This window comes from Geodermatophilus sp. SYSU D00663 (assembly GCF_054050655.1).
Genome location: NZ_JBJGZT010000020.1, coordinates 22280 through 45919 on the forward strand (window position 1 = coordinate 22280; position 23640 = coordinate 45919).

The 23640-nt window shown below is 76.1% G+C and carries 21 protein-coding genes and 1 riboswitch; of the genes, 9 read left to right on the forward strand and 12 right to left on the reverse strand.

The window, feature by feature from the left end:
• Window positions 1-10 precede the first annotated feature (10 nt).
• Together ACI79Z_RS15855 and ACI79Z_RS15860 are read right to left on the reverse strand one after the other, a co-directional pair.
• Window positions 11-952 carry an alpha/beta fold hydrolase gene (locus ACI79Z_RS15855; RefSeq protein WP_456903177.1) on the reverse strand — a complete coding sequence of 314 codons (942 nt, stop codon included), beginning with the start codon at window positions 950-952 and terminating at the stop codon, window positions 11-13.
• On the reverse strand, window positions 949-2481 hold the full coding sequence (locus ACI79Z_RS15860; protein ID WP_456903178.1) for a flavin-containing monooxygenase: 1533 nt from the start codon (window positions 2479-2481) through the stop codon (window positions 949-951). Before ACI79Z_RS15860 ends, ACI79Z_RS15855 begins: the two co-directional genes overlap by 4 nt.
• 107 nt (window positions 2482-2588) lie before the next feature.
• Between ACI79Z_RS15860 and ACI79Z_RS15865 the strand changes: the two genes are divergently transcribed.
• Both ACI79Z_RS15865 and ACI79Z_RS15870 read left to right on the forward strand, forming a co-directional pair.
• On the forward strand, window positions 2589-3497 hold the full coding sequence (locus ACI79Z_RS15865; RefSeq protein ID WP_456903179.1) for a short-chain dehydrogenase/reductase: 909 nt from the start codon (window positions 2589-2591) through the stop codon (window positions 3495-3497).
• Between the two features lie 20 nt (window positions 3498-3517).
• On the forward strand, window positions 3518-4006 hold the full coding sequence (locus ACI79Z_RS15870; protein WP_456903180.1) for a polyadenylate-specific 3'-exoribonuclease AS: 489 nt from the start codon (window positions 3518-3520) through the stop codon (window positions 4004-4006).
• A gap of 48 nt (window positions 4007-4054) precedes the next feature.
• Here the strand turns inward: ACI79Z_RS15870 and ACI79Z_RS15875 are convergent, their stop codons facing one another.
• Together ACI79Z_RS15875 and ACI79Z_RS15880 are read right to left on the reverse strand one after the other, a co-directional pair.
• A complete protein-coding gene (locus tag ACI79Z_RS15875) occupies window positions 4055-6172 on the reverse strand; it encodes a methyl-accepting chemotaxis protein (RefSeq protein ID WP_456903181.1) in 2118 nt (705 codons plus the stop codon).
• 124 nt (window positions 6173-6296) lie between these two features.
• On the reverse strand, window positions 6297-6692 hold the full coding sequence (locus tag ACI79Z_RS15880) for a PaaI family thioesterase (RefSeq protein ID WP_387989316.1): 396 nt from the start codon (window positions 6690-6692) through the stop codon (window positions 6297-6299).
• Window positions 6693-6791: 99 nt separating this feature from the next.
• On the opposite strand from ACI79Z_RS15880, the gene ACI79Z_RS15885 reads away from it, so the two are divergent.
• The 3 genes from ACI79Z_RS15885 to ACI79Z_RS15895 are packed head-to-tail and all read left to right on the forward strand — an operon-like array spanning window position 6792 to window position 10235.
• Window positions 6792-7814, forward strand: a complete 1023-nt coding sequence (locus tag ACI79Z_RS15885; protein WP_387989319.1) for an ATP-dependent 6-phosphofructokinase — start codon at window positions 6792-6794, stop codon at window positions 7812-7814.
• 27 nt (window positions 7815-7841) lie between these two features.
• Window positions 7842-9179: a class II 3-deoxy-7-phosphoheptulonate synthase gene (locus ACI79Z_RS15890; protein ID WP_456903182.1), complete on the forward strand. Its 1338-nt coding sequence runs from the start codon at window positions 7842-7844 to the stop codon at window positions 9177-9179.
• Between the two features lie 54 nt (window positions 9180-9233).
• Window positions 9234-10235: a threonine aldolase family protein gene (locus ACI79Z_RS15895; RefSeq protein WP_387989325.1), complete on the forward strand. Its 1002-nt coding sequence runs from the start codon at window positions 9234-9236 to the stop codon at window positions 10233-10235.
• Between the two features lie 58 nt (window positions 10236-10293).
• Here ACI79Z_RS15895 and ACI79Z_RS15900 read toward each other — a convergent pair whose 3' ends face one another.
• Window positions 10294-11181: a deoxyribonuclease IV gene (locus tag ACI79Z_RS15900; protein WP_456903183.1), complete on the reverse strand. Its 888-nt coding sequence runs from the start codon at window positions 11179-11181 to the stop codon at window positions 10294-10296.
• Window positions 11178-13166, reverse strand: a complete 1989-nt coding sequence (pknB, locus tag ACI79Z_RS15905; protein WP_456903184.1) for a Stk1 family PASTA domain-containing Ser/Thr kinase — start codon at window positions 13164-13166, stop codon at window positions 11178-11180. Before pknB ends, ACI79Z_RS15900 begins: the two co-directional genes overlap by 4 nt.
• A gap of 166 nt (window positions 13167-13332) precedes the next feature.
• Here pknB and ACI79Z_RS15910 point away from each other — a divergent pair, with 166 nt between their 5' ends.
• Complete coding sequence (locus ACI79Z_RS15910; protein WP_456903185.1) at window positions 13333-13476, forward strand: hypothetical protein; 144 nt, start codon at window positions 13333-13335, stop codon at window positions 13474-13476.
• A 48-nt stretch (window positions 13477-13524) separates the two neighbouring features.
• On the opposite strand, the gene ACI79Z_RS15915 is transcribed toward ACI79Z_RS15910, so the two are convergent.
• On the reverse strand, window positions 13525-14982 hold the full coding sequence (locus tag ACI79Z_RS15915; protein WP_456903186.1) for a glycine hydroxymethyltransferase: 1458 nt from the start codon (window positions 14980-14982) through the stop codon (window positions 13525-13527).
• A 25-nt stretch (window positions 14983-15007) separates the two neighbouring features.
• A riboswitch (ZMP/ZTP riboswitch) is annotated at window positions 15008-15091 on the reverse strand.
• 39 nt (window positions 15092-15130) lie between these two features.
• On the opposite strand from ACI79Z_RS15915, the gene ACI79Z_RS15920 reads away from it, so the two are divergent.
• The gene (locus ACI79Z_RS15920) at window positions 15131-15469 is read left to right on the forward strand and encodes an Rv2175c family DNA-binding protein (protein WP_387989340.1); all 339 of its coding nucleotides are present in this window, start codon (window positions 15131-15133) and stop codon (window positions 15467-15469) included.
• Here ACI79Z_RS15920 and ACI79Z_RS15925 read toward each other — a convergent pair.
• From ACI79Z_RS15925 to ACI79Z_RS15935, 3 genes are read right to left on the reverse strand one after another with little or no spacing between them, the layout of a single operon-like run.
• Window positions 15466-16389: a phytoene/squalene synthase family protein gene (locus ACI79Z_RS15925; RefSeq protein ID WP_456903187.1), complete on the reverse strand. Its 924-nt coding sequence runs from the start codon at window positions 16387-16389 to the stop codon at window positions 15466-15468. The two genes, ACI79Z_RS15920 and ACI79Z_RS15925, sit on opposite strands and share 4 nt — an antisense overlap.
• On the reverse strand, window positions 16386-17879 hold the full coding sequence (crtI, locus tag ACI79Z_RS15930; protein WP_456903188.1) for a phytoene desaturase family protein: 1494 nt from the start codon (window positions 17877-17879) through the stop codon (window positions 16386-16388). The genes ACI79Z_RS15925 and crtI overlap by 4 nt, the downstream gene beginning before the upstream one ends.
• A 2-nt stretch (window positions 17880-17881) precedes the next feature.
• Window positions 17882-18985, reverse strand: coding sequence for a polyprenyl synthetase family protein (locus tag ACI79Z_RS15935; RefSeq protein ID WP_387989349.1), 1104 nt, complete (start codon window positions 18983-18985; stop codon window positions 17882-17884).
• A gap of 202 nt (window positions 18986-19187) precedes the next feature.
• On the opposite strand from ACI79Z_RS15935, the gene metF reads away from it, so the two are divergent.
• On the forward strand, window positions 19188-20120 hold the full coding sequence (metF, locus tag ACI79Z_RS15940; protein ID WP_387989352.1) for a methylenetetrahydrofolate reductase [NAD(P)H]: 933 nt from the start codon (window positions 19188-19190) through the stop codon (window positions 20118-20120).
• A gap of 121 nt (window positions 20121-20241) precedes the next feature.
• On the opposite strand, the gene ACI79Z_RS15945 is transcribed toward metF, so the two are convergent.
• Complete coding sequence (locus tag ACI79Z_RS15945; RefSeq protein WP_456903189.1) at window positions 20242-21774, reverse strand: DUF222 domain-containing protein; 1533 nt, start codon at window positions 21772-21774, stop codon at window positions 20242-20244.
• A gap of 66 nt (window positions 21775-21840) precedes the next feature.
• Window positions 21841-22485, reverse strand: coding sequence for a hypothetical protein (locus ACI79Z_RS15950; protein WP_387994096.1), 645 nt, complete (start codon window positions 22483-22485; stop codon window positions 21841-21843).
• Window positions 22486-22528: 43 nt separating this feature from the next.
• Between ACI79Z_RS15950 and ACI79Z_RS15955 the strand changes: the two genes are divergently transcribed.
• Window positions 22529-23635, forward strand: a complete 1107-nt coding sequence (locus ACI79Z_RS15955; RefSeq protein WP_456903190.1) for a transcriptional regulator — start codon at window positions 22529-22531, stop codon at window positions 23633-23635.
• Window positions 23636-23640: the final 5 nt, after the last annotated feature.

The window sequence follows — 23640 nt, forward strand, 5'->3', positions numbered from 1 at the left end:
GGCGCCCGGCTCAGGCGGCGGCCCGGGACGCCGCGGCGTCGGTGAGCAGCCGCGCGATCGACGCGGTCACCAGCGACGGCCGCTCGTTCGGGAGCATGTGCCCGGTCCGCGGGACCACCTGCACGTGCGCGCCGGGCAGGGCCTCGGCGAGCCGGCGGGTGTGGCGCACGGGGGTCAGCTTGTCGGAGTCGCCGACCAGCACCTCGACCGGCACGCGGGTCAGCGCGGCGAGCTCGGCGTGCTCGTCGTGCTCGAGCAGCGCGGGCAGGAACGCGGTGAACGCCCGCACGGTGGTCGCGTGCACGATCTCCGCCCCCGCGCGCACCATCGCGTCGGTGGCGTCGGCGCCGTAGAGCAGGTCGCGCACGACCGCCCGGTGCCGCGGGTGCTCCGGCGGCACCAGCCGGCGCAGCCGCTCGACGACGCGGGCGCCGGCCAGCGCCAGCGCCAGCGCGCCGGGGGTGAGCCGCTGCCGGACCCGCTCGGCGCGGGTGCGCGGCGGCCGCTGCAGGTCCCCGGCCGACGTCGACACGAGCGCGACGCCGAGCACCCGGTCGCCGAACAGCTCGGGCCGGGCCGCGGCCAGGCACATGACCGTCATCCCGCCCATCGAGTGCCCGGCCAGCACCACCGGGCCGGACGGCGCCAGCTGGTCGAGCACCGCGGCGAGGTCGGCGCCCAGCCGGTCGACCGAGACGTCCGCGGTGCCCCAGCCGGAGCGGCCGTGGCCGCGCTGGTCGTAGCGGACCAGGCGCAGCCGGCCGTCGGCGACCTGCGGGGTGAGCAGCGCGGCGACGTCGTCCCAGGCGGCCTGCGCCAGCGTCCAGCCGTGCACGAGGACCAGGGTGACCGGGGCGTCGTCGGGACCCTCGACGGTGGCGTGCAGCAGGGCGCCGTCGGGGGTGGCGACGGCGGCGGTGCGGCGCAGGCGCGGGGGAGCGGTCGTGCTCACGCGGCCACCTCCGGGGTGCGGGCGGGCACGCCGGCGGGGGTGCCGACGTAGTTCTCCCGGTCCAGCCGCCGGGTCAGCCTCCGGAAGCGGAAGGTGAAGTCCGGCCAGAGCGTGGTGTTGTGGCCGTGCCGGTCGAGGTACCAGCTGCCGCAGCCGCCGGCCAGCCACACCGTGCCGCGGGACCGGCGGGCGACGAGCTCGCGGTAGGCCTCCTGCGCCTCCGGGGTGGTCTCGAGGGTGTCCAGGCCCTCGGCGGCCATGGTGCGCAGCGCGTCGTCGACGTAGGCCACCTGCGACTCGATCATGTAGACCATCGACGTGTGGCCGACGCCGACGTTCGGCCCCACCAGCAGGAACAGGTTGGGGAAGCCGGCGACGGTGCTGCCCCGGTTGGTGACCATGCCCCCGTCCCACACCTGCGCGAGGGTGCGGCCGTCGCGGCCGGTGATCCGCCGGGCGATCGGCAGGTCGGTGACGGAGAAGCCGGTGGCCAGCACGATCGTGTCGGTGGGCCGCTCGACGCCGTCGACGGTGACGACCGAGTGCGGCCGGACCTCGGCGATGCCCGCGGTGACCAGCTCGACGCCGGGTGCCGACACCGCCGGGTAGTAGTCGTTGCTGATCAGGATCCGCTTGCAGCCGATGGTGTAGTCCGGCGTCAGCGCCTCGCGCAGCCGCGGGTCCCGGACCTGCCGCTCCAGGTGCGCCTTCGTCACCCGCCCCACGGGCGTCAGGAACCGCCGGTCCTTGGCCAGGCCGAGGACGAGGAACTCGCGGGCCAGGTACAGCACCGCGCGGACCAGCCGCTGGAAGCCGGGGACCAGCCGGTACAGCCGCTGTACCCACGGGGACACCGGGTGGTCGGTGCGCGGCACGATCCACGGGGGCGTGCGCTGGTAGACGGCGAGGCTGCCGACGCGCGGCTGGATCGCGGGGACGATCTGGACGGCCGAGGCGCCGGTGCCGACGACGGCGACCCGCTCGCCGGTGAGGTCGTGGTCGTCGTCCCAGCGCGCCGAGTGCACGACGGTGCCCCGGAAGGAGTGCAGCCCCGGGATGTCGGGCCGGTGCGGGTCGGCCAGCGCACCGGCGGCGGAGACGAGCACCCGGGCGCGGAACCGGCCGGCCGTCGTCTCGACGTCCCAGCGGCGGTCGGCGTCGTCCCAGCGGGCGGCGGTGACCTCGGCGCCGAAGACGCAGTGCCGCCGGACGTCGAACCGGTCGGCGGTGGCCTGCAGGTAGGCCTGGATCTCCGGCTGCTCGGAGTAGGAGCGCGGCCAGTCCGGGTTGGGCGCGAAGGAGAAGGAGTAGAGGTTGGACTGCACGTCGCAGGCGGCGCCGGGGTAGTGGTTGTCGCGCCAGGTGCCGCCGACGTCGTGCGCCCGCTCGAGCAGCACGAAGTCGGTCTCGCCGCGCTGCCGCAGCCGGATCGCCATGCCCAGGCCCGCGAACCCGGAGCCGATGATCGCCACCCCGACCTCCCGGGTGTCCTCCGCGCCCGGGGCGGGCCTGTCCAGCGTGCTGGTCACCGGGTGCTCCTCCTGCGACGACGTCCGGCTTGCTGAGCAACGGTCGACAAGCTACAACCCTCGTTGAGCAGTGCTCAACACGAGCGGCCGAGACCCAGGGAGCACCGATGGCGCTGTCGCCCCGCAGGAGGACCCGCACACCGCTGGCCGGGAGGGCCGTGCTGGTCACCGGCGCCGCCCGCGGCATCGGCGCCGAGCTGGCCCGCCGGGCCGCCGCCCGCGGCGCCCGGGTGGCGCTGGCCGGTCTCGAGCCCGAGCTGCTGGCCCGCGTCGCCGACGAGCTCGGCCCCGGGCACCTGTGGGTGGAGTGCGACGTCACCGACCCCGAGGCGCTGCGGGCCGCCGTCGCCCGCACCGTGGACACCTTCGGCGGCCTCGACGTCGTCGTCGCCAACGCCGGGATCGCCCCGCTCACCACGGTGATGACGAGCTCGGCGCACGCGCTGTCCCGGACGATCGAGGTGAACCTGACCGGCGCGGTGCTGACCGCGCACGCCGCGCTGCCCGAGGTGGCGGAGCGGCGCGGGCACGTGCTGCTGGTGAGCTCGGCGGCGGCCTTCACCGTGCTGCCGGGCATGAGCGCCTACTGCGCGGCCAAGGCCGGGCTGGAGCGCTTCGGCGACGCGCTGCGGCTGGAGGTGGCCCACCGCGGCGTCACCGTGGCCAGCGCCCACCCGACCTGGATCGACACCGACCTGGTGCGCGACACCGAGGCGGCGCTGCCCACCTTCGCCGCCACCCGCCGGTCGCTCCCGGGGCCGCTGGGCGCGTACACGTCGGTGGAGGACTGCGCCGAGGCGCTGGTGGAGAACCTGGAGACCCGCGGCCGCCGGGTGTTCGTGCCGCGCTCGGTCGGCGTCGTCTCGGCGCTGCGCCAGGCGGTCACCGGCGCGGTGGCGGAGAAGCTGATGATCCGCCTGTCGGCCGCGCGGGTGCCGCAGCTCGAGCGGGACGTCGCCGCGCTGCAGGGCCGGGAGTTCGGCCGGTCCTCGGTCGGCGGCCGCCGGGCCGGCTGAGCGCACCTACGGTGGGCGGCGTGCGGCGGTACTTCTACGACACCGAGTTCATCGAGGACGGGACGACGATCGACCTCGTCTCGATCGGCGTCGTCGACGAGACCGGCCGGGAGTTCTACGCCGTCAGCACCGAGTTCGACGAGCGCCGGGCCATCCCGTGGGTGCGCCGCAACGTGCTCGACCAGCTCCCGCCGCCGTCGGACCGGGCCTGGCGCAGCCGCCGGCGCATCCGCGACGACCTGCTCGCCTTCCTCACCGGCCCGGGGGAGGAGGTCGAGCTGTGGGCGTGGTTCGCCGCCTACGACCACGTGGCGCTGGCCCAGCTGTGGGGGCCGATGACGGCGCTGCCGCGGGCGGTGCCGCGGTTCACCCGGGAGCTGCGGCAGCGGTGGGACGACGCCGGCCGGCCCGAGCTCCCGCCCAGGCCGGCCGGCACGCACGACGCGCTCGTCGACGCCCGCTACAACCTCGCCCGCTGGAACGCGATCGAGGCCGCCCGGGCCCGCTGAGCAGGGCCCGGACGGCCTCGACGGGTGCACCCCCGCGGAGGTGCGCGGCTACACCGTGAAGACGGCGAGCAGGCGGGTGAGCTCCTGGGACAGCCCGTCGAGCTCCACCGCGGCGGCGTGCGCCCGCTCGACGTCGTCGGCGCTGTCCCGGGCGTCGGTGCTGACCGTGGTGAGCGTGGCGGACACCGAGCCCGCGCCCTCGGCGGCCGCGGCGACGCTGCGGGTGAGCTCGCGGGTGGTCGCCGACTGCTCCTCCACCGCGCTGGCGATGGTGAGCTGGTGGTCGTTCATCGCGTGCACGACCTCGGCGATGCGGGTGATCGAGCCGACCGCGGCGCCGGTGTCGGCCTGGATGGCCTCGACCTTGCGGGCGATGTCGTCGCTGGCCCGGGCGGCCTCCTGCGCGAGCTCCTTGACCTCGTTGGCCACGACGGCGAAGCCCTTGCCCGCCTCACCGGCGCGGGCGGCCTCGATGGTCGCGTTGAGCGCGAGCAGGTTGGTCTGCTCGGCGACGGCGGCGATGACGCGCACCACCTCGCCGATCTCCGCGGAGCTGGTGCCCAGCGCGGCGATCGCGCCCTCGGTCCGGCGGGCGAGCTCGGTGGCCTGCCGGCCCACCTGCGCGGCCTCGGCGGCGCTGCGGGCGATGTCGGTGATCGACAGGCCCATCTCCTCCGCGCCGGCCGCGGCCGCGGACACGCCGGCGCTGATGTCGCTGGCCGCGGCGTGCGCCGACTGCGCCTGGTCGCGGCTGCGGGCGGCGCGGGTGGCGAGCCCGTCGGCGACCGCGGCCACGCCCGACGCCGACGCCGCCACCTGGCGGGCGCAGCCGCCGATGTCGCGCACGGTGCCGGCGACCTTCTCCACGAACCGGTTGAACGCCGCGGACAGCTGGCCGACCTCGTCGTCGCCGCTGACCGTCATGCGCTGGGTCAGGTCCCCCTCGCCGTCGGCGATCTCGGCCATGCGGGCGCGCAGCTGGTGCAGCGGCGCGGTGAGCCGGCGGCCCAGCTGCCAGGCGACGACCCCGCCGAGCAGCGCGACGAGGACGGCGGCGAGGACCAGCGCGGTGACCATGGCGGCGCGGCCGTCGGCGAGCCGGTCGACCGGGCCGGTGAAGTCGGCGTCGCGGGCGATCGTGACCAGCACCCAGTCCCACGGCGCGTAGTAGGTGACGGTCGCGGTGCTCGCGCCGGCCTCGGGGTCGGTGAAGCGCACGGTCGCCTGCGCGCCGTCCTCCAGCGCCACGGCGGCCTCGACGATCTCCCGGGCGTAGGGCTTCCCGTCGGCGTCGGTCGCGTCGACGAGCTGCTCGCCGTCGCGCTCGCCGCCGGGGCTGACCAGCACGGTGCCGGCCCGGTCGCCGGTGCCGCCCCAGACCTCCACGTGCCCGTTCTCGCCGACCCGGGTGGCCTCGAGGCTCTCCCGCAGCGCCGGGATGGACTGCTGCTTCTCGCCCACGTAGAGCATGCCGACCAGCTGGCCGGCCCGGTCGAGCAGCGGCGTGTAGGCGGCGACGTACCAGGAGTCGACGACGAAGGCGTTGCCCCGGTAGGTCTGCCCGGCGGTGACCGCCGAGACGACGGGGTTCGGCGTGCCGTCGGGGTCGGTGGCCGGGATGTAGGTGCCGATCGCGCGGGTGCCGGTGGCCGACGTGACGTTGGTGGCCACGCGCAGCATGTCGCCCGACGGCGTCCGCTGGAAGATCGTCGCGGTGCCGCCGACCAGCGCCTCGACCTGGTCCACGACGGCGGTGGGCACGGCGGGGTCGGCGTTCTGGCCGAGCCACGCGCCGCCGACGGTCACCCGCGGCAGGTCCACCGGCGTGACCTCCCCGGAGAGCTGGTTCCGCGCCTCCCAGCGCACCGGCCCGCCGGGGCCGCCCACGGCCAGCCCGCCGGAGCGGGCGAGCACGTCGAGGGCGACGGCGAGCTGGCTGTCGACCCGCGCGGCGGTGGACTGGCCCTGGGTGGCGACGACGTCCCGCACGCCGGCCGCGGTGCGCGCGACGCTCTCCTCGACCAGCTCGGTCACCGACTCCTGCGTGGTGTCGGCGAACCGCGCGCTCTGCCACGCGCTCACCCCGGCCATCGCGCCGCCGGTCGCCGCCACGCTGGCGACGGCCAGCGCGACCACCTTCGTCCTGATGCCCCACCGTCCGAGCACGCCGTCCCCCTCCCGGCCCGGGCAGAGCGCCCGGCACCGCGCCGCAGCGTCGGCAGGGCGCGGCCGGTCCTGTACCGGAACCGGCGGCGTCGGGGCGGCTGGGGCGGGTGGGGCGGACCGTGACTCAGGCGGGTCCGAGCACGGCCTGGGTCTGGGTGACCGAGGCGACCGGGCGCCCGTCGTCGTCGGTCACCTCGGTGAGGACGACGACCGTCGAGCGGCCGACGTGCAGCGGGCGGGCGGTGGCGTGCGCGGTCCCGCCGCGGACCGCGCGCAGGAGCGACGTCGACGAGGCGAGGGTCGACGTCGAGGCCCCGGGCGGCAGGTTGAGGAAGGCGCACACCGCGCCGACGGTGTCGGCCAGCGTCATCAGCGCCCCGCCGTGCAGCACCCCGCCTGCGGTGCACCGCTGCGGCGCCCACGGCAGCCGGCCGGCCACCTCGCCGGGCCCGGCCCGGTCCAGCTCGACGCCGGTGGCGACGGCGAAGGGCATCAGCGCGAGCAGTTCGGCGGGGTCCACGCCGGCGATCCTGCCGGTTCCGGCGCGTAGACGGTGACCGCGGTCACCGATCGGGTGCAGGATCGTGCTGACCTGCGGTTCGTCCGTCCGGGAGGCGTCGTGCGCATCGGGATCCTGACCGGCGGGGGAGACTGCCCCGGCCTCAACGCGGTCATCCGGGCCGTGGTCCGGTGCGGCATCGGCTCCGGGGACGAGGTGGTCGGCTTCCGCGACGGCTGGCGCGGGCTGCTCGACGACGACGCCGTCCCCCTGGACCTGGCCGCCGTCCGCGGGCTGCTGCCCCGTGGCGGCACCGTGCTCGGCACCTCGCGCACCAACCCCTACGCCATCGACGGCGGCCCCGCGCGGGTGATGGCCACCCTCGAGCGGCACGGGATCGAGGCGCTGGTCCCGGTGGGCGGCGAGGACACCCTCGGCGTCGCCGCGAAGCTGACGGGGGAGGGGGTGCGGGTGGTCGGCGTCCCCAAGACGATCGACAACGACCTCGACGGCACCGACTACACCTTCGGCTTCGACACCGCGGTCGGCGTCGCGATGGAGGCCATCGACCGGCTGCACACCACCGGTGACAGCCACCACCGGACGCTGGTCGTCGAGGTGATGGGGCGGCACGCCGGCTGGATCGCGCTGCACGCGGGGATGGCCGGCGGCGCCACCGTCGTGCTGGTGCCCGAGCGCCCGTTCGACGTCGAGGCCGTGGTCGCGCACTGCCTGCACCGCTTCGAGTCCGGCTACTCGCCGATCGTCGTCGTCTCCGAGGGGGCGCGGCCGGCCGACGGCGACCTGGTGACCGCCACCGGCGAGCGGGACGCCTTCGGCCACGTCCGGCTCGGCGGCATCGGCGCCGCGCTGGCCGCGCTGCTCGAGGAGCGCACCGGCCGGGAGGCGCGCGCGGTGGTGCTCGGGCACATCCAGCGCGGCGGCACGCCGTCGGCGTTCGACCGGGTGCTGGCCACCCGCTTCGGCCTGGCCGCGGTCGGCGCGCTGCACGAGGGCCGCTCCGGTGTCATGGTGGCCCTGCGCGGGACCGACGTCGTCCCCGTGCCGATCGCGGAGGCGACCGCGCGGCTGAAGCTGGTCCCCCTGGAGCGGTACGCCGAGGCCGAGGTGTTCTTCGGGTGAGGAGGTGACCGCCGTACCCTCGACCGCGTGAGCCTGTCCCCATCCCCGCAGCCGGTGCCCGGTCTCGACCGGTGGCGGGAGCTCCCCGCCGCCCAGCAGCCGACCTGGCCCGATCGCGCCGCGCTCGACGGCGTCCTGAGGACGCTGTCGTCCGTGCCGCCGATCGTGGCGCCCAGCGAGGTCGACGAGCTCCGCGGCCGGCTCGCCGAGGTGGCGCAGGGCCGGGCGTTCCTGCTGCAGGGCGGGGACTGCGCGGAGACCTTCGACCTCAACACCGACGCGCACCTGCAGAGCACCACGCGCACGCTGCTGCAGATGGCCGTCGTCCTCACCTACGGCGCGAGCGTGCCGGTGGTCAAGGTCGGCCGGGTGGCCGGGCAGTACGCCAAGCCGCGCTCGTCGGACACCGACGCCCTGGGCCTGCCGTCCTACCGGGGCGACATGGTCAACTCGCTGGAGCCGGTGCTCGAGAAGCGCATCCCCGACCCGAACCGGCTGGTGCGCGCCTACGCCAACTCGGCCGCGGCCATGAACATGATCCGCGCCTACGCGCACGGCGGCCTGGCCGACCTGCACGCCGTCCACGACTGGAACAAGGACTTCGTCGCCAACTCGCCGGCCGGTGTCCGCTACGAGGTCATCGCCCGCGAGATCGACCGGGCGCTGGCGTTCATGAAGGCCTGCGGGGTCGACGACAGCGCGCTGCGCGGCGTCGAGCTCTACAACAGCCACGAGGCGCTGGTCCTCGACTACGAGGCCGCGCTGCTGCGGGTGCACGACGGCCGGCCCTACGCCGCCTCGGCGCACTTCGTGTGGATCGGCGAGCGCACCCGCCAGCTCGACGGCGCGCACGTGGAGTTCATGTCGCGCATCGCCAACCCGATCGGCGTCAAGATCGGGCCCTCCACCACCCCGGAGCAGGCCACCGAGCTGGTCGAGCGGCTGGACCCCGACGGCGTCCCGGGCCGGCTGACGCTGATCAGCCGCATGGGCAACGGCAAGATCCGCGACGTCCTCCCCGCCATCGTGGAGAAGGTCACCGCCAGCGGCCACCAGGTCGTGTGGCAGTGCGACCCGATGCACGGCAACACCCACGAGTCCTCGACCGGCTACAAGACCCGGCACTTCGACCGGATCGTCGACGAGGTCCTCGGCTTCTTCGACGTGCACCGTGCGCTGGGCACCTGGCCCGGCGGCATCCACGTCGAGCTCACCGGCGAGGACGTCACCGAGTGCCTCGGCGGGGCCATGGAGATCAGCGACGAGGACCTCAACAGCCGGTACGAGACCGCCTGCGACCCGCGGCTGAACACCGGGCAGTCCCTGGAGCTCGCCTTCCTCGTGGCGGAGATGCTGCGTGGGTAAGGACCTCGTCCTCCCCATCCCTCGCAAGCCCGGGACGAGCCTCGGGACGAGGCCGTGATCGACCTCCGGTCCGACACCGTCACGAAGCCCACCCCCGGCATGCGCCGGGCGATGGCCGAGGCCGAGGTCGGCGACGACGTCTACGGCGAGGACCCGGCGATCACCGCGCTCGAGGAGCGCGTCGCGGACCTGTTCGGCCACGAGGCCGCGCTGTTCGTGCCGTCCGGGACCATGGGCAACCAGATCGGCATGCGGCTGGTGTGCGAGCCCGGCCAGGAGGTGCTCTGCGACGCGGACGCGCACGTGGTCACCTACGAGATGGGTGCCGCGGCCGCGGTGTTCGGCATCTCCACCCGCACGGTGGTGTCCTCCGGCGGGCTGCTCGACGCCGGCGCGCTGATCGACCAGGTGCGCCCGCGCGGTGACTGGCACCTGACCGCCACCGCCGCCGTCGCCGTGGAGAACACGCACAACCGCGGCGGCGGGCGGGTGCAGCCGCTGGCCGAGCTCGAGCGGCTGTTCGCCTGGTCCCGCGACGCCGGCGTCGCCGTGCACCTCGACGGCGCCCGGATCTGGAACGCCTCCGTCGCCGCCGGCACCGACCTCGCCACCTACGGGCGGCTGGCCGACACCGCGTCGGTCTGCCTGTCCAAGGGGTTGGGCGCGCCGGTCGGGTCGGTGCTGGTCGCCTCCGCCGAGCGGATCGCCGCCGCCCGGCTGTGGCGCAAGCGCCTCGGCGGCGGCATGCGGCAGGCCGGGGTGCTGGCCGCGGCCGGGCTGTACGCCCTGGACCACCACTTCGCCCGGCTGGCCGAGGACCACGAGCACGCCCGGCTGCTGGCCAAGCGGCTGGGCGTGGACCCGGCGACGGTCGAGACGAACATGGTCGTGGTCGACGACGTCCCGGCGCCGGCCGTGGCCGAGGCCGCCAAGGCGCGCGGTGTGCTGGTGTCCCAGGTGAGCCCGCGGCGGATCCGCCTGGTCACGCACCTCGACGTCGACCGGGCCGCGGTCGACCGCGCCGGCGACGTCCTCGCCGACCTCCTCGACCGCTAGGCCCCGAGGACGGGGAGCGATCCCCACGTCCTCCCGCCGAGGACGCGCGGATCGCTCCCTACGCCGCGGAGGCCTGCAGTGGGTGGCCGTCGCGGAGGGCGCACAGCAGGGCGATGTCGCGGGCGTGGCCGCGGTCGGCGCTCGGCGTCTCGACGACGACCGGCACCCCGGCCATCGACGGGTGCGCCATCAGCTCGCCGAAGGCGCCGACGCCGATCGAGCCCTCGCCGATGGTGGTGTGCCGGTCCCGCTTGGAGCCGCGCTCGTCGAGGGAGTCGTTTGCGTGCACCAGCCCGAGCCGGCCCGGGCCCACGGTGGCCTCCAGCGCGTCCAGGATCGCCGTCGTCCCGCCCGGGGTGGCCAGGTCGTGCCCGGCCGCCCACGCGTGGCAGGTGTCCAGGCAGACGCCGACCCTCGGGTGCCAGTCCAGCGCCGCGAGGTAGGGGCCGAGGTCCTCGACGGTGGCCGCCAGCGACCGGCCGCCGCCCGCCGTCGGCTCGACCAGCAGCCGCGGGCCGTCGTCGGGGAGGGCGTCGAGCACCGGCAGCAGCCGCTCGTGCAGCTGGCGCAGCGCGGCCTCGTAGCGGTCCTCGTCGACGGCGGACCCCGCGTGCACGACGACGCCGCGCACGCCGAGCTGCACGCCGCGGGCGAGGTCGGCGGCGATCGTCTCGACGGAGCGGTCGACGGTCGCCGGGGTGGGCGAGCCGACGTTCACCAGGAACGGCGTGTGCACGAACGACGGGACGCCGCGCTCGGCCAGGCCCGCGACGAACGCGGCGTCCTGGGCGGGGTCGCCGGCCGACCGCTTCCAGCCGCGCGGGTTGCCGACGAAGACCTGCACCGCCTGCGCGCCGACGTCGTCGGTGTAGCGCAGCCCGCCGGTGGCCAGGCCCCCCGCGACCTGGACGTGCGCACCGACCGGGGTGGAGGGGGCGCCGTTCACCCGAAGCTGAGCAGCAGGCTCACCTGGCTGCCCTGGTCGACGACGGTGCCCGCGCCCGGGCTCTGCCGGTACACGCGGTCGCCGGTGATGAAGGTGGACGTGGTGACCGTCAGGCCCGCGGCCTCGAGGGCCGCGGTCGCCTCGTCCTCGCCCATGCCGGTCACGTCGGGCACGGTCACCTGCGGCACGCCGACGGAGACCTGGATGGTCACCTCGCTGCCGTAGGGCGCCTCGGTGCCCGGCCCCGGGGTGACCGCCATGACCGCCCCCGTGGGGACGTCGGCGCTGCGGCCCTCGGTGCGGACGACGGTGAAGTGCTGGGCCTCCAGGTTGGCCTGCGCGGCGTCGGCGGGCTGGCCGACGACGTTGGCGACCGCGACCGGCGCCGGCCCGCGGCTGACGAACACCGTCACCGGGTCGCCGCGCCTGACCTCCGTGCCGGCCTCGGGCTCGAAGCCGGTGACCGACCCGACCGGGATCTCCTCGTCGTAGTCCTGCTGCTCGGTGGGGACGACGGGGATGCCGGCCAGCGCCTCGCGCACCGCCTCGATCGGCTGCCCGACCAGGTCGGTGGGCACGGTGAACCGCTCGGGCCCCTTGGAGACCACCAGCTCGACGTCGCTGTTGCGGATCGCCTCGCCGCCGTCGGGGTCGGCGGCGATGACCGTGCCCTCGGGCACGGTCTCGCTGAACTGCTCCTCGGCGAAGACGGGGTCCAGGCCCGCCTCCTGCAGCAGGTCGACCGCGGCGGCGCGGTCGCTGCCGACCAGCGAGGGCACCTGCGTCCAGCGGCCGGAGCCCATCCACCAGCCGATCGCGCCGATGGTGACCGCCAGCAGCAGCACGACCGCGACGGCCAGCCGCGCGCGGCGGCGCCGCACCTGCGGGGAGACGCCGGTGCGCTGCGGCGGCGCGGGCCGCCGCCCGCCGACGTCGGCCGTCGAGCCGGTGCCCACGCTCGGCAGCAGGCTGGTGCGCCCGGCGCGGGAGGGACGGCTGCCGCCGAGCACCTCGGTGCCGGGCTCGCTGCCGTCGCCGGGGTCGCTGGGGTGCCGGCGCGGGGGCCGGTTGGTCGGGCGGATGGTGGCGGGGCCCGCGGAGCTGCGCCCGGTGGGGACCGGCACGCGGGCCAGGCCCAGGTCGCTGCGGACGTCCTCGAGGTCGGCGAGGAAGGCGCCGGCGTCGAGCGGGCGGACGGCAGGGTCGCGGCGCGTCGTCCGCTTGACCAGCTCGTCGACCTGCCACGGCACGGCCGGCACCTCGGCCGAGGGCAGGGGCACGTCGTGGTGCACGTGCTGGTAGGCCACCGCCAGCGGGGTGTCGCCGCCGTAGGGCGGGTGGCCGGTGAGCATCTCGAACAGCACCAGCCCGGCGGCGTAGACGTCGCTGCGGGCGTCGGCGCGGCCGCGCTCGAGCTGCTCGGGGGACAGGTAGGCGACCGTGCCGATGAGCACGCCGCCGGTGTGGCTGGTCTGCCCGGTGCCGGTGAGCGCGCGGGCCAGGCCGAAGTCGGCGACCTTCACCGTGCCGTCGTGGCCGATGAGCACGTTCTCGGGCTTGACGTCGCGGTGCACGATGCCGGCGCGGTGCGCGGCCGACAGCCCGGCCAGCACCGGCTCGAGGACGGCGAAGGCCTCGGCGACGGTGAGCCGGCCGCGGGCCTGCAGCAGGTCGCGCAGGGTGCGGCCGCGGACCAGCTCCATCACCAGGAAGACCAGCCCCTGGTCGCTGCCCTGGTCGCTCACCCCGACGACGTTGGGGTGGCTGAGCATCGCGGCGGCGCGCGCCTCGCGGGTGAACCGGCCGACGAACGTCGGGTCGTGCGCCAGGTGCTCGGCCATGACCTTGACCGCGACCGTGCGGTGCAGCCGGAGGTCGGTGGCGGCGTAGACGGTGGACATGCCGCCGCGCGCCAGCCGCTCCTCGAGGCGGTAGCGCCCCTCGAGGACCAGGCCGACCACGGGGTCGGTCACGGCGGTGTCCACGAGCAGGATTCTAGGAGCGCCCGGCCCGGGAGCGGTCCGCACACGCGCAGGCGGGCGGGCCGGCGCACCCTCCCGTCACACCGGTCACGGGAGGGTCCGCCCGCGTGCTCCCGCCCCGGCGGGGGTAGGCGTGCGGGCACCGACCGACGAGCGAGAGGACGAGCACGTGAGCGAGCAGACACCCGAGCCGGGCCCGCAGGACGAGGCCGGGGTCGAGCGGGGCGGGATGGACGAGGCCAGCGGCGCCCCGGTCACCGAGACCGAGATCGAGACGTCGAAGAAGCCCGAGGACCGCGACAGCGACGTCTGACGGTCCCGGCCCGGGGCACCCGCCCCGGGCCGGGCCGCCGTCGCGGGCTCAGGACAGCTCGAGCCCGGGGTAGAGCGGGTGCGCGGCGACCAGCTCGGCCGCGGCCGCGCGGGTCTTCTCGGCCAGCCCGCCGTCGACGACGTACCTGGCCTTCGACGGCGAGCCGTCCCTGGTCGCGGTCGGGCTGGTGTGCGACAGCACGTCGACGATGAGCTCGGCGGTGCGGTCGAACTCGGCGGCGCCGAACCCGCGGGTGGTCAGCGCCGGGGTGCCCAGCCGCACGCCGGAGGTGTACCAGGCGCCGTTGGGGTCGGCCGGGATCGCGTTGCGGTTGGTGACGATGCCGGCGTCGAGCAGCGCCGACTCGGCCTGCCGGCCGGTGAGGCCGAAGCCGGAGACGTCGAGCAGCACGATGTGGTTGTCGGTGCCGCCGGTGACCAGCCGGGCGCCGCGGCGGGACAGCCCCTCGGCGAGGGAGACGGCGTTGTCGACGACGGCCTGCGCGTAGCCGGCGAACTCCGGGCGGCGCGCCTCGGCGAAGGCGACCGCCTTGGCGGCCATGACGTGCGGCAGCGGGCCGCCGAGCACCATCGGGCAGCCGCGGTCGACGGCGTCGCTGTACTCCGGCTGGGCCAGCACGAACCCGCCGCGCGGGCCGCGCAGCGACTTGTGGCTGGTGCTGGTGACCACGTGCGCGTGCGGCACCGGGTCGAAGTCGCCGGTGAAGACCTTCCCGGCGACCAGGCCGGCGAAGTGGCTCATGTCCACCACGAGCGTCGCGCCGACCTCGTCGGCGATCTCGCGCATCCTCGCGAAGTCGACCTTGCGCGGGTAGGCGGAGTAGCCGGCCATGAGGATCAGCGGGCGGAACTCGCGGGCGCGGGCGGCGACGGCGTCGTAGTCGAGCAGCCCGGTCCCCGGGTCGGTGCCGTAGGAGGACTGGGCGAACATCTTGCCGCTGATGTTCGGCCGGAAGCCGTGGGTGAGGTGGCCGCCGGCGTCGAGGCTCATGCCGAGCATCCGCTGGTCGCCGAGGGCGTGGCGCAGGGTGGCCCAGTCCTCGTCGGTGAGGTCGTTGACGTGCCGCACGCCGGCCCGCTCCAGGGCGGGGGACTCGATCCGCTGGGCGAGCACCGCCCAGAACGCGACCAGGTTGGCGTCGATGCCCGAGTGCGGCTGGACGTAGGCGTAGGGGGCGCCGAACAGCTCGCGGGCGTGCTCGGCGGCCAGCGCCTCGACGGTGTCGACGTTCTGGCAGCCGGCGTAGAAGCGGTGGCCGACCGTGCCCTCGGCGTACTTGTCGCTGAACCAGTTGCCCATGGTCAGCAGCACCGCGGGGCTGGCGTAGTTCTCGCTGGCGATGAGCTTGAGGGAGGCGCGCTGGTCGGCGAGCTCCGCGCCGATCGCGTCGGCCACCCGCGGCTCGACCTCGGCGATGACCGACAGGGCGCTGCGGTAGGCGGTGGACGCGGCGGCGGCGTCGAAGGAGGGGGTCACGTCGCTCATGGGGGCTCCTGGCGGGTGTCGGCGTCAGCGGTGCCCAGGCGCCCGGCGGGGGAGTGCAGGCCGCTCCCCGGTGGTGCCCCACCTCGATGCGCCAGTCACGGCCCGCTGCCGATGGTAGCCGGGTCCCGCGCCGTCCTAGGCTCGGACCGTGCAGTCCGACGAGATCGAGACCCTCACGCCGGCCGAGGTCGCCGACGCGCTCGGGGTCTCGCCCAACAAGGTCCGGCAGCTGGTCCGCGAGGGCAAGCTCATGGCCGTGCCGGGCAGCGGCAACAGCCGCATCCCCGCCGACTTCCTGCAGGACGGCGCCGTGCTGCGGCACCTGCCCGGGCTGATCACCGTCCTCAAGGACGGCGGGTTCACCGACGCCGAGGTCTTCGAGTGGCTGTTCCGCGCCGACGAGTCGCTGCCCGGCACCCCGGTCGAGGCGCTGCGCGGGGACCGGCACACCGAGGTCACCCGGCGCGCGCAGGCCCTGGCCTTCTAGGAGCGCCGCCTCCTCAGCCGCACCGCCTGGGCGCTCGCGAGGCGGCGGGCGAAGACCCCGAGCCGGCGCGGCTTGGACACCGTCACCCGGCGGTCGAGCACCCGGTAGTCGGCGCGCTCGATCTCGGTGAGGATCCCGCCGTAGAGCGCCGTGGCCGCGCGCACGCAGTCCCGGGACTCGGGCGCGAGCATCGGCGTCCCGGGGGCGGCGTCGTCGTAGCGGCGGCGGACGATCTCCACCATCTCCTGCATGAGCGCGCGGAAGCGGGCGTCGTGCCGCTTGGCCTCGATCTGCTCGCGGGTCACGCCGTGGGCGGCCATGACGTCGGCGGGGAGGTAGACCCGGCCGCGGTCGGCGTCCTCGGCGACGTCGCGCAGGAAGTTGGTCAGCTGGAACGCCTCGCCGAGCGCGATGGCGTGCGGCGCGGCCTCCTCCTGCGTGACGCCGGGCGCGGTGCCCAGGACGGGCAGCACCTGCAGGCCGATCACCGACGCCGAGCCCCACATGTACCGGTCCAGGGCGGCGATGTCGGCGTAGCCGGTGACGGTGAGGTCGCTGGTCATCGCGGCGAGGAAGTCGACGAGGTGCTCGACCGGGATGCGGTACCGGCGGTAGGTGTGCACCGTCGCCAGGCGCACCGGGTCGTCGGACCAGCCGGCCTCCAGCTCGTCCAGCAGCGCCCGCGACCAGTCGGCGAGGTCGGCCTCGGGGTCGGCGCCGGGGTGGTCGACGAGGTCGTCGGCGGTGCGCGCCGCGGCGTACAGCGCGTGGATCGCCGGGCGGCGGTCGGCGGTGAGCAGCCGGGTGGCGAGGTGGTAGCTCTTGCCGTGCTCGGCGTTGACCGCGGCGCAGTGCCGGTAGGCGGCGTCGAGCCGCTCCTGCCGCTCGGCCTGCGTCAGCGGCCGCTCGGTCGCCGTCACCGCGTCACCGGCCCGGTGATCCGCTCGGCGGCCAGCCGGCCGCTGATCACCACCATCGGCACGCCGACGCCGGGCTGCACCGACGAGCCGGCCAGCACCACGTTCTCCGGGCCCCGGCGGGGCAGCGTCGGCGTCCGGAAGGGACCGGTCTGGCCGAAGGTGTGCGCCAGGGCGAACGGCGTGCCGGCCGCCATGCCCTGCCGAGCCCAGGTCAGCGGGGTGTCCACGTGCTCCACCTCGATCGCGTCGGAGATCCCCGTCCAGCCGCGGGCCTCGAGCACGCCCAGCACCTCCTCGCGGTAGCGGGGGGCGAGGGCGTCCCAGTCGATGCCGGGGTTGCCACCGGAGTGCGGGTCGAGGTTCGGCGCGGGCGCGACGACGCTGAGCACCTGCCCGCCGCCGGGCACCAGCGACCGGTCGGTGACCGAGGGCGTGCTCACCAGCAGGCTGGGGTCGCTCATCGGCCGGCCGTCGCGGGTGAGCTCGTCGAACACCTGCCGCCAGGCCGCGCCGAAGCTGATCGTGTGGTGCGCCTGCCCGGGCAGCTCGTTCCGCACGCCGAGGTGCAGCGTCACGCACGACGGCGAGTAGGTGGGCCGCCGGCGGCGGGCGAAGCCCGGCACCAGCCGCTCGGGCACGTCGGCGGTCACGACGACGGCGTCGGCGGGCAGCCGCTCGCCGCCCGCGAGGCAGACGCCGGTGACCCGCCGGCCGCGCAGCTCCAGCTCCTCCACCGTCGCGCCGTACCGGAACACCACGCCGGCGTCCGCGGCCGCGGCGGCCATCGCGCGCGGCACCGCGCCGATCCCGCCGACCGGGTGCCAGACGCCCGCGCCGATGTCGAGCTGCGCGATGACCGCGTACGCGGCGATCGCCCGGAACGGCGACACCCCGGCGTAGAGGGCCTGGAAGCTGAACAGCCGGCGCAGCCGGTCGTCGGTGAAGAAGCGCGCGACGTGGCTCGACAGCCGCCCGAACCCGCCGCGCCGGACCAGCGCCCACAGCTCGGGGCCGAGCAGGTCCAGCGGGGTGTCGAGGTTGCGGTCGATGAAGGTGTCCAGCTGCAGCCGGTACAGCTCGGCGAGGTCGGCGAGGTAGCGGCGCAGCGCGGCGGCCTCGGCCGGGCCGGCCAGCGCCTCGACCTCGGCGGCGAACCGGTCGACGTCGGCGTGCACGTCCAGGTGGGAGCCGTCGGCGAACTGCGCCCGGTAGGTGGTCTCCAGCGGCACCAGCGTCAGCCGGTCCTCGAGCTTCTCGCCGACGGCGGCCAGCGTGTCGGCCACCAGCTCCGGCGCGGTGAACACCGAGGGGCCGGTGTCGAGGACGTAGCCGTCGCGGGCCACGACACCGGCGCGCCCGCCGGGGCCCTCGCCACGCTCGACGACGGTCACCTCGCGGCCGGCGCCGCGCAGCCGCAGCGCCGTCGCGAGGCCGGCGAGGCCGGCGCCGACGACGACGACCCGGTCGGTCGGCCCGGGGACGGTGCGCACGTTCAGGCGGTCCGCGAGGTCGCCGCGACCGCGAGCGCGTCGAGTGCGGCGCGGGCCTCGTCGGCGATCGGGGCGTCGGCGATCGCGCGGCGGGCGGTGGCGGTGCGCTCGGCGATCCGCTCCTCGACCCGGGCGCGGGCGCCGGTGTCCTCCATCAGCCGGCGCAGCGCGTCCAGCTGCTCGGCGCCGCAGTCCGGGTTGCCCAGGCAGCTGCGCAGCAGGCGGCGGCCGGCGTCGTCGGCGGCCTCCTCGGCGAGGGCGACCAGCAGCGTCTGCTTGCCCTCGCGCAGGTCGTCGTCGGCGGACTTGCCGGTGACGGCGGGGTCGCCGAACACGCCGAGGACGTCGTCGCGCAGCTGGAACGCCTCGCCCAGCGGCAGGCCGACGGCGGTGTAGACGTCGGCGGCGCGGGGTCCGGCGCCGGCGATGGCGGCGCCGAGCTGCAGCGGTCGCTGGACGGTGTAGCCGGCGCTCTTGTAGCGGGCGACGGTGAGCGCGCCCTGGGCGCCGGGCAGGCCGCCGGCGGCGCGCAGCAGGTCGAGGTACTGGCCGGCGGTGACCTCGGTGCGCATGGTGTCCCAGACCGAGCGGGCCCGGGCCAGCGCCGGGGCGCTGATGCCCGAGCGGCGCAGCAGCTCGTCGGACCAGACCAGTGCGAGGTCGCCGACGAGGATGGCCGCGCCGACGCCGAAGGCCTCGCCGTCGCCGGACAGGCCGCCGTCGCCGTGCCGGGCGGCGAAGCCGACGTGCGTGGCGGGACGGCCGCGGCGGGTGAGCGCGCCGTCCATGACGTCGTCGTGGACCAGGGCGCTGGCGTGGACGAACTCCAGCGCGGCGACCGCGCGCAGCACCGCGGCCTCGTCCTCGGCCGGGCCGCGGACGTCCTCGGTGACCCCGCGCCAGCCCCAGTAGGCGAACAGCGGGCGCAGCCGCTTGCCGCCGTCGGCGAGCGCGCAGACCTCGTCGACGACGGGGGTGAGCGCCGGCGCCATCCCCGCGAGCGTGGTCCGCTGCTCCTCGAGGAACCCGGTCAGCGCGGCGGAGACGGCGCCGCGGATCCGGTCCAGGTCGGCGGCCTCCAGGGGCGGCGCCAGGGGCCGGACCACGGACTCTGCCTCTGCCGCCCCGGTGATCACGCGGCCAGTATCGCCCCATCGAGTCGCGCGCGTCCTGTCCAGGGGCCGGTGGTGGGCGCTCACGGGACCTCCTCGCCGCACTGCCGTCGCGGTGTCGTCGTCTTCCCCGGGTCTTCTGCCGGGAGCGTGTGGACGGATGCAGTGGCTGCGGCTCCCCGTACCCTCGGCACCCGTGACCCGAAGCGTCCGCGAGCTGCTCGCCTCGTCGCGGCCCACGTGGTCGTTCGAGTTCTTCCCACCGAAGACGCCCGAGGCCGAGGTCCAGCTGTGGACGGCGCTGCGGCAGCTCGAGCGGCTGCAGCCGTCGTTCGTGTCGGTCACCTACGGCGCCGGCGGCTCGACCCGCGAGGGCACCGTCGCCGTCACCGAGCGGATCGCCGCCGAGACGACGATGACCCCGCTGGCGCACCTGACCGCGGTCGACCACTCGGTTGCCGAGCTGCGGCACGTGGTCAGCCGGCTGGCCGCCGCGGGCGTGCGCAACCTGCTGGCGCTGCGCGGCGACCCGCCGGGCACCGATCCGCAGGCCGAGTGGGTCCGGCACCCCGAGGGCCTGGAGTACGCCTCGGAGCTGGTGGAGCTGATCCGCTCGATGGGCGACTTCTCCGTCGGCGTCGCGGCCTTCCCCGAGCGGCACCCGCGCTCGCCGGACTTCGAGACCGACGTCGAGATGTTCGTGCGCAAGTGCCGCGCCGGGGCGGACTTCGCGATCACGCAGATGTTCTTCCGCGTCGAGGACTACCTGCGGCTGCGCGACCGGGTCGCCGCCCACGGCTGCGACGTGCCGGTGATCGCCGGGGTCATGCCGGTCACCAACGCGCGGCAGATCGCGCGCATCGTCCAGCTGTCGGGCCAGGCGTTCCCCGAGGGGCTGGCCGCGCGGTTCGCCGAGCTCGACGGCGACTCACCCGAGGAGAAGGCGGCGGTGCGCGCCTACGGCGTCGAGGTGGCGACGGCGATGTGCCGGCGGCTGCTGGACGAGGGCGTGCCGGGCATCCACTTCATCACCATGAACCGGTCGACGGCGACGCGGGAGGTCTTCACCAACCTCACCGACGCCGGTACCGGGACCTCGGTGCCCTCGACGCTGGCCGCCACCCCCTGACCGGCGCGGTTGCTCCGCCTCCTGCGGGCAGCGGCTCCCCGTCCCGCACGTCCGGCACGACCGTTCCGGGCGTCGGCTCACCCCGTCCGGTGGTGAGCCGACGCCGGACTGATCCCCTGACTCAGAAGGTTGGCGGGTCGTCACCCGGGTCGGCCGGCGGCATCCCGGCGTCCTCGGGCGGTGGATCGGGTTCATCCGGTGGTGGTCGCACCCCCGGTGGCCGGGTGGTGCGGGTGATCCCGGACGGCGTGGTGACGATGAGGGTCCCGTCGGCGCTCATGTGGAAGCGCCAGCCGCGGGCGAAGGTCTTGAGGCGGTGGTGGCTGCGGCACAGGCAGCACAGGTTGGCGCAGTCGGTGGCGCCGCCGGCGGCGTGGGGGACGACGTGGTCGGTGTCGGCCCAGCCGACGCGCTGGCCGCAGGTGGGGAAGCGGCAGGTGCGGTCGCGGGTGTGCACGAACCGCTGCAGCGGCGCGGAGGGTGCGTAGGCGTCGGTCGCGGCCGGGCGGTCGAGCACCGCACAGTCGCAGTCGCCGCTGGCTTCGGCCGATTGCTCGACTCCAGCGTCGGCCGGGTGGTCGGCGCAGCCGGTGCGGGCGAGCCGGCGTAACCGGTTCAGCGTGCTCGTCGCCCGCAGCGTGCCGTCGTCGTCGACCAGCGCCAGCGTCACCGAGCCGCCCTCCGGTGCCCGGACGCCGAGCGCCTCCAGTTGCTGCAGGAGTTCCCGTAGGTGGGCGGCGGTGATCGGCAGGCCGTTCACCGCCCCGGCCTCGCTGCTGCGGCCGGTCAGCGCGGCGAGGGTGGCGATGACCTGCAGGTGGGCGCTCACCGGCGGGCGGCCGGTCTCCCAGGGGCGCTGCAGCAGGTCGGCGAACACCAGGGTGCGCAGCTGCCCGATCGGCCGCTGGTCCCCGTCGGCCTTCAGCATCCGCGCCAGCTCATCCACCAGCGCATGACTGGCGGCGGCGACATCTGCCGGGAGGTCGGCGGCGAGGGTGGCCATGCCGTCGAAGGGGCAGTCGTACAGCCGCACGTCGGCGTGCCGCTCGGCCTGCTGCCGGCGGCCGTCGATGGCCTCGGCGTCGGCTGCGAGCAGCAGCGCCAGCGCGCGGTCCTTGAGCGTGCGCACCGTCAGGGACATGGCCTCCGGCAGCAGCCGGGCCTCGAGCGTCCGGGCGGTCGCCGCGCTCGTGTGCTCCAGCACGTCGACCAGCGCCCTGGCACGGGCCTCGTCCAGCGCGCCGGCGGCCAGCGCCGCCCAGGTGCCGGGCAGGTGCGAGCGGTACGTCCACGCCCGGTGGGCGAGGTGGGAGGCGGTGCCCCGGCCGATGTTGAGCACGAGTGCCAGCTCGGCGGTGAAGAACTCCGACACCCCGGGCAGCTCGGCATCCGGCGCCCACGATCCCCGGCGGGCGCCCGGGGTGCCCGGCGCGGGATCGGGATCGGCCGGGGTGTCGTCGGCCAGGCCGAGGACCAGCTCCGCCTCGTAGGCGGCGGTCATCGCCTTGAGCGCGGCCACCCGCTGCAGCTCGGCGGCCTTCTGCTCCCGCGACAGCAGCGCCACCGGCAGCCGGCGAAAGGGTGCGGGCAGCTCGATCACCGCGTCGAGCAACGCCTGCTCGACCGGTGACCGGTACTCCGCGACCTCCTCCACACCCCGCACGCTACGGCCGGGGTACGACAGTTCCCGCAGCTCAGGGGGGCATGCGACCGAAGAAGATCACCGCACGCTGACGCGGCGGCCGGGCTCCAGCAGCTCGGCGGTCATCCGGGCGGCGCGGCGCAGCGCCTCCCGCTCGGCGGCGTACCCGCCGAGGACGCCGACCACCGGCAGCTGGGCCAGTGCCCGCGCGCCGATGCGCCCCTTGGGCCGGGCGTCGAGCGCCTCGTCGATGCGGCCGAGCAGCCGGGAGGCCCGCCAGATGGTGCGCACGACGCCCCGCAGGCCGGCCCGCTCCTCCTTCGCGCCGATCGCGGTCTCGGTGTAGGCGCCGCGCACCCGTTCCAGCAGCGGGCGGACCCGGCCGGGCGGGAGGTCGCGGTCGAGCAGGACCTCCGACAGCAGGGAGACCCGCTCCGCGGGGTCGGTGACGCCGTGCTCGTTGGCCACGCCGAGCACCACGAGCGACTGGACCGCCGTCCCGACGGTGTTCTGCAGCGGCAGGAGGTCGGCCAGCCGGCCGGCCACCCGCGGCAGGCTGCTCGCGACCGCGCCCACCTGGGCGGCCTGCTCGGCCCACCAGGCGTCGCGCTGGGTGGTCGGGAGCTCCGGTGGGCGGGCCAGCCGCCGCACGAGAGGGGCGGTGAGCCGGTCCAGCCGGCGCAGGACGTCGACGACGACGGCGTCGCTCAACGGGGGTGCCATGCCCATGGGCTACCCGTGGCGCGGCGCTCGTACCGTGGCCGTCATGGCCGCACGCGGGTACGGGCGGGCCCGCCGCTGGACGGTCGTGGTCGGGCTGGTCGCCGTCCTCGCGTCACTGCCCGCGCTCGTGGGCGCACTGCCGGCCGACGACGCCGACGTCCCCGCCGCCGACCTGCGGGAAGCCGTCCTCGCCAGCGACGCCGTCGGCTTCTCCGGCTACGCCGTCTCGGCAGGCGGGCTCGCGCTGCCCGTGGGCGACCAGCTGCCCGCCGTCGCCGACCTGCTCAGCGACCGCACCGCGATGCGCGTCTGGTGGCGCGGCCCCGAGGAGCACCGCGTCGACGTCGTGTCGGCGACGGGGGAGACCGGCGTGCACGTCGACGTGGGCGGCACGTGGACGTGGGAGTACGAGTCCGCGACCGCCATCCGCACCGCCCCGGCCCCGCTCACCCTGCCCGCCCCGCCGGACCTGGTGCCGGCGACCCTGGGCCGGCGGCTGCTGTCGGAGGCCGCCGACGACGAGCTGTCCCGGATCGGCGCCCGGCGCGTCGCCGGCCGCGACGCGCTCGGCCTGCGGCTGGTGCCCGCGGCGCCGGCCGCCTCGGTGGCGCGCGTCGACGTGTGGGCCGACGCGGGGACCGGCCTGCCGCTGGCCGTGGAGGTCGTCGCCGGCGGCGCGTCGGTCCCCGCGCTCGACACCCGCTTCCTCGACCTCGACCTGACCGTGCCGCCGGCCGGCGTCGTCGCGTTCGTCCCGCCGGCCGACGTCCGCGCCCGGGCCGGCCAGGACGCCGAGGGCCTGCTGCGCGAGGCCGACCGCCGGCTGCGGCTCGTCCCGCTGCCGCGCGAGCTGGCCGGCCTGCCGCGGCGGGAGCTGGGCGGGGCGCCGGAGGTGATCGGCGTGTACGGCAGCGGCGTGACGCTGCTGGCCGTGGCGCCGGTCCCCGGCCGGCTGGCGGCGGCCGTCCGCTCCGCGCTGGCCGCCGCCCCCGACGCCGTGCGCGACGAGCGCGGCACCCGGGTCGCCGTCGGCCCGCTCGGCCTGATGCTGCTCGACACCCCCGGCTCCGGCACCTACCTGCTGACCGGGACCGTCACCCTCGACGCGCTCGCCGACGCCGCGGCCGGGCTCCCCGGGGTGCCGTCGTGAGGGTG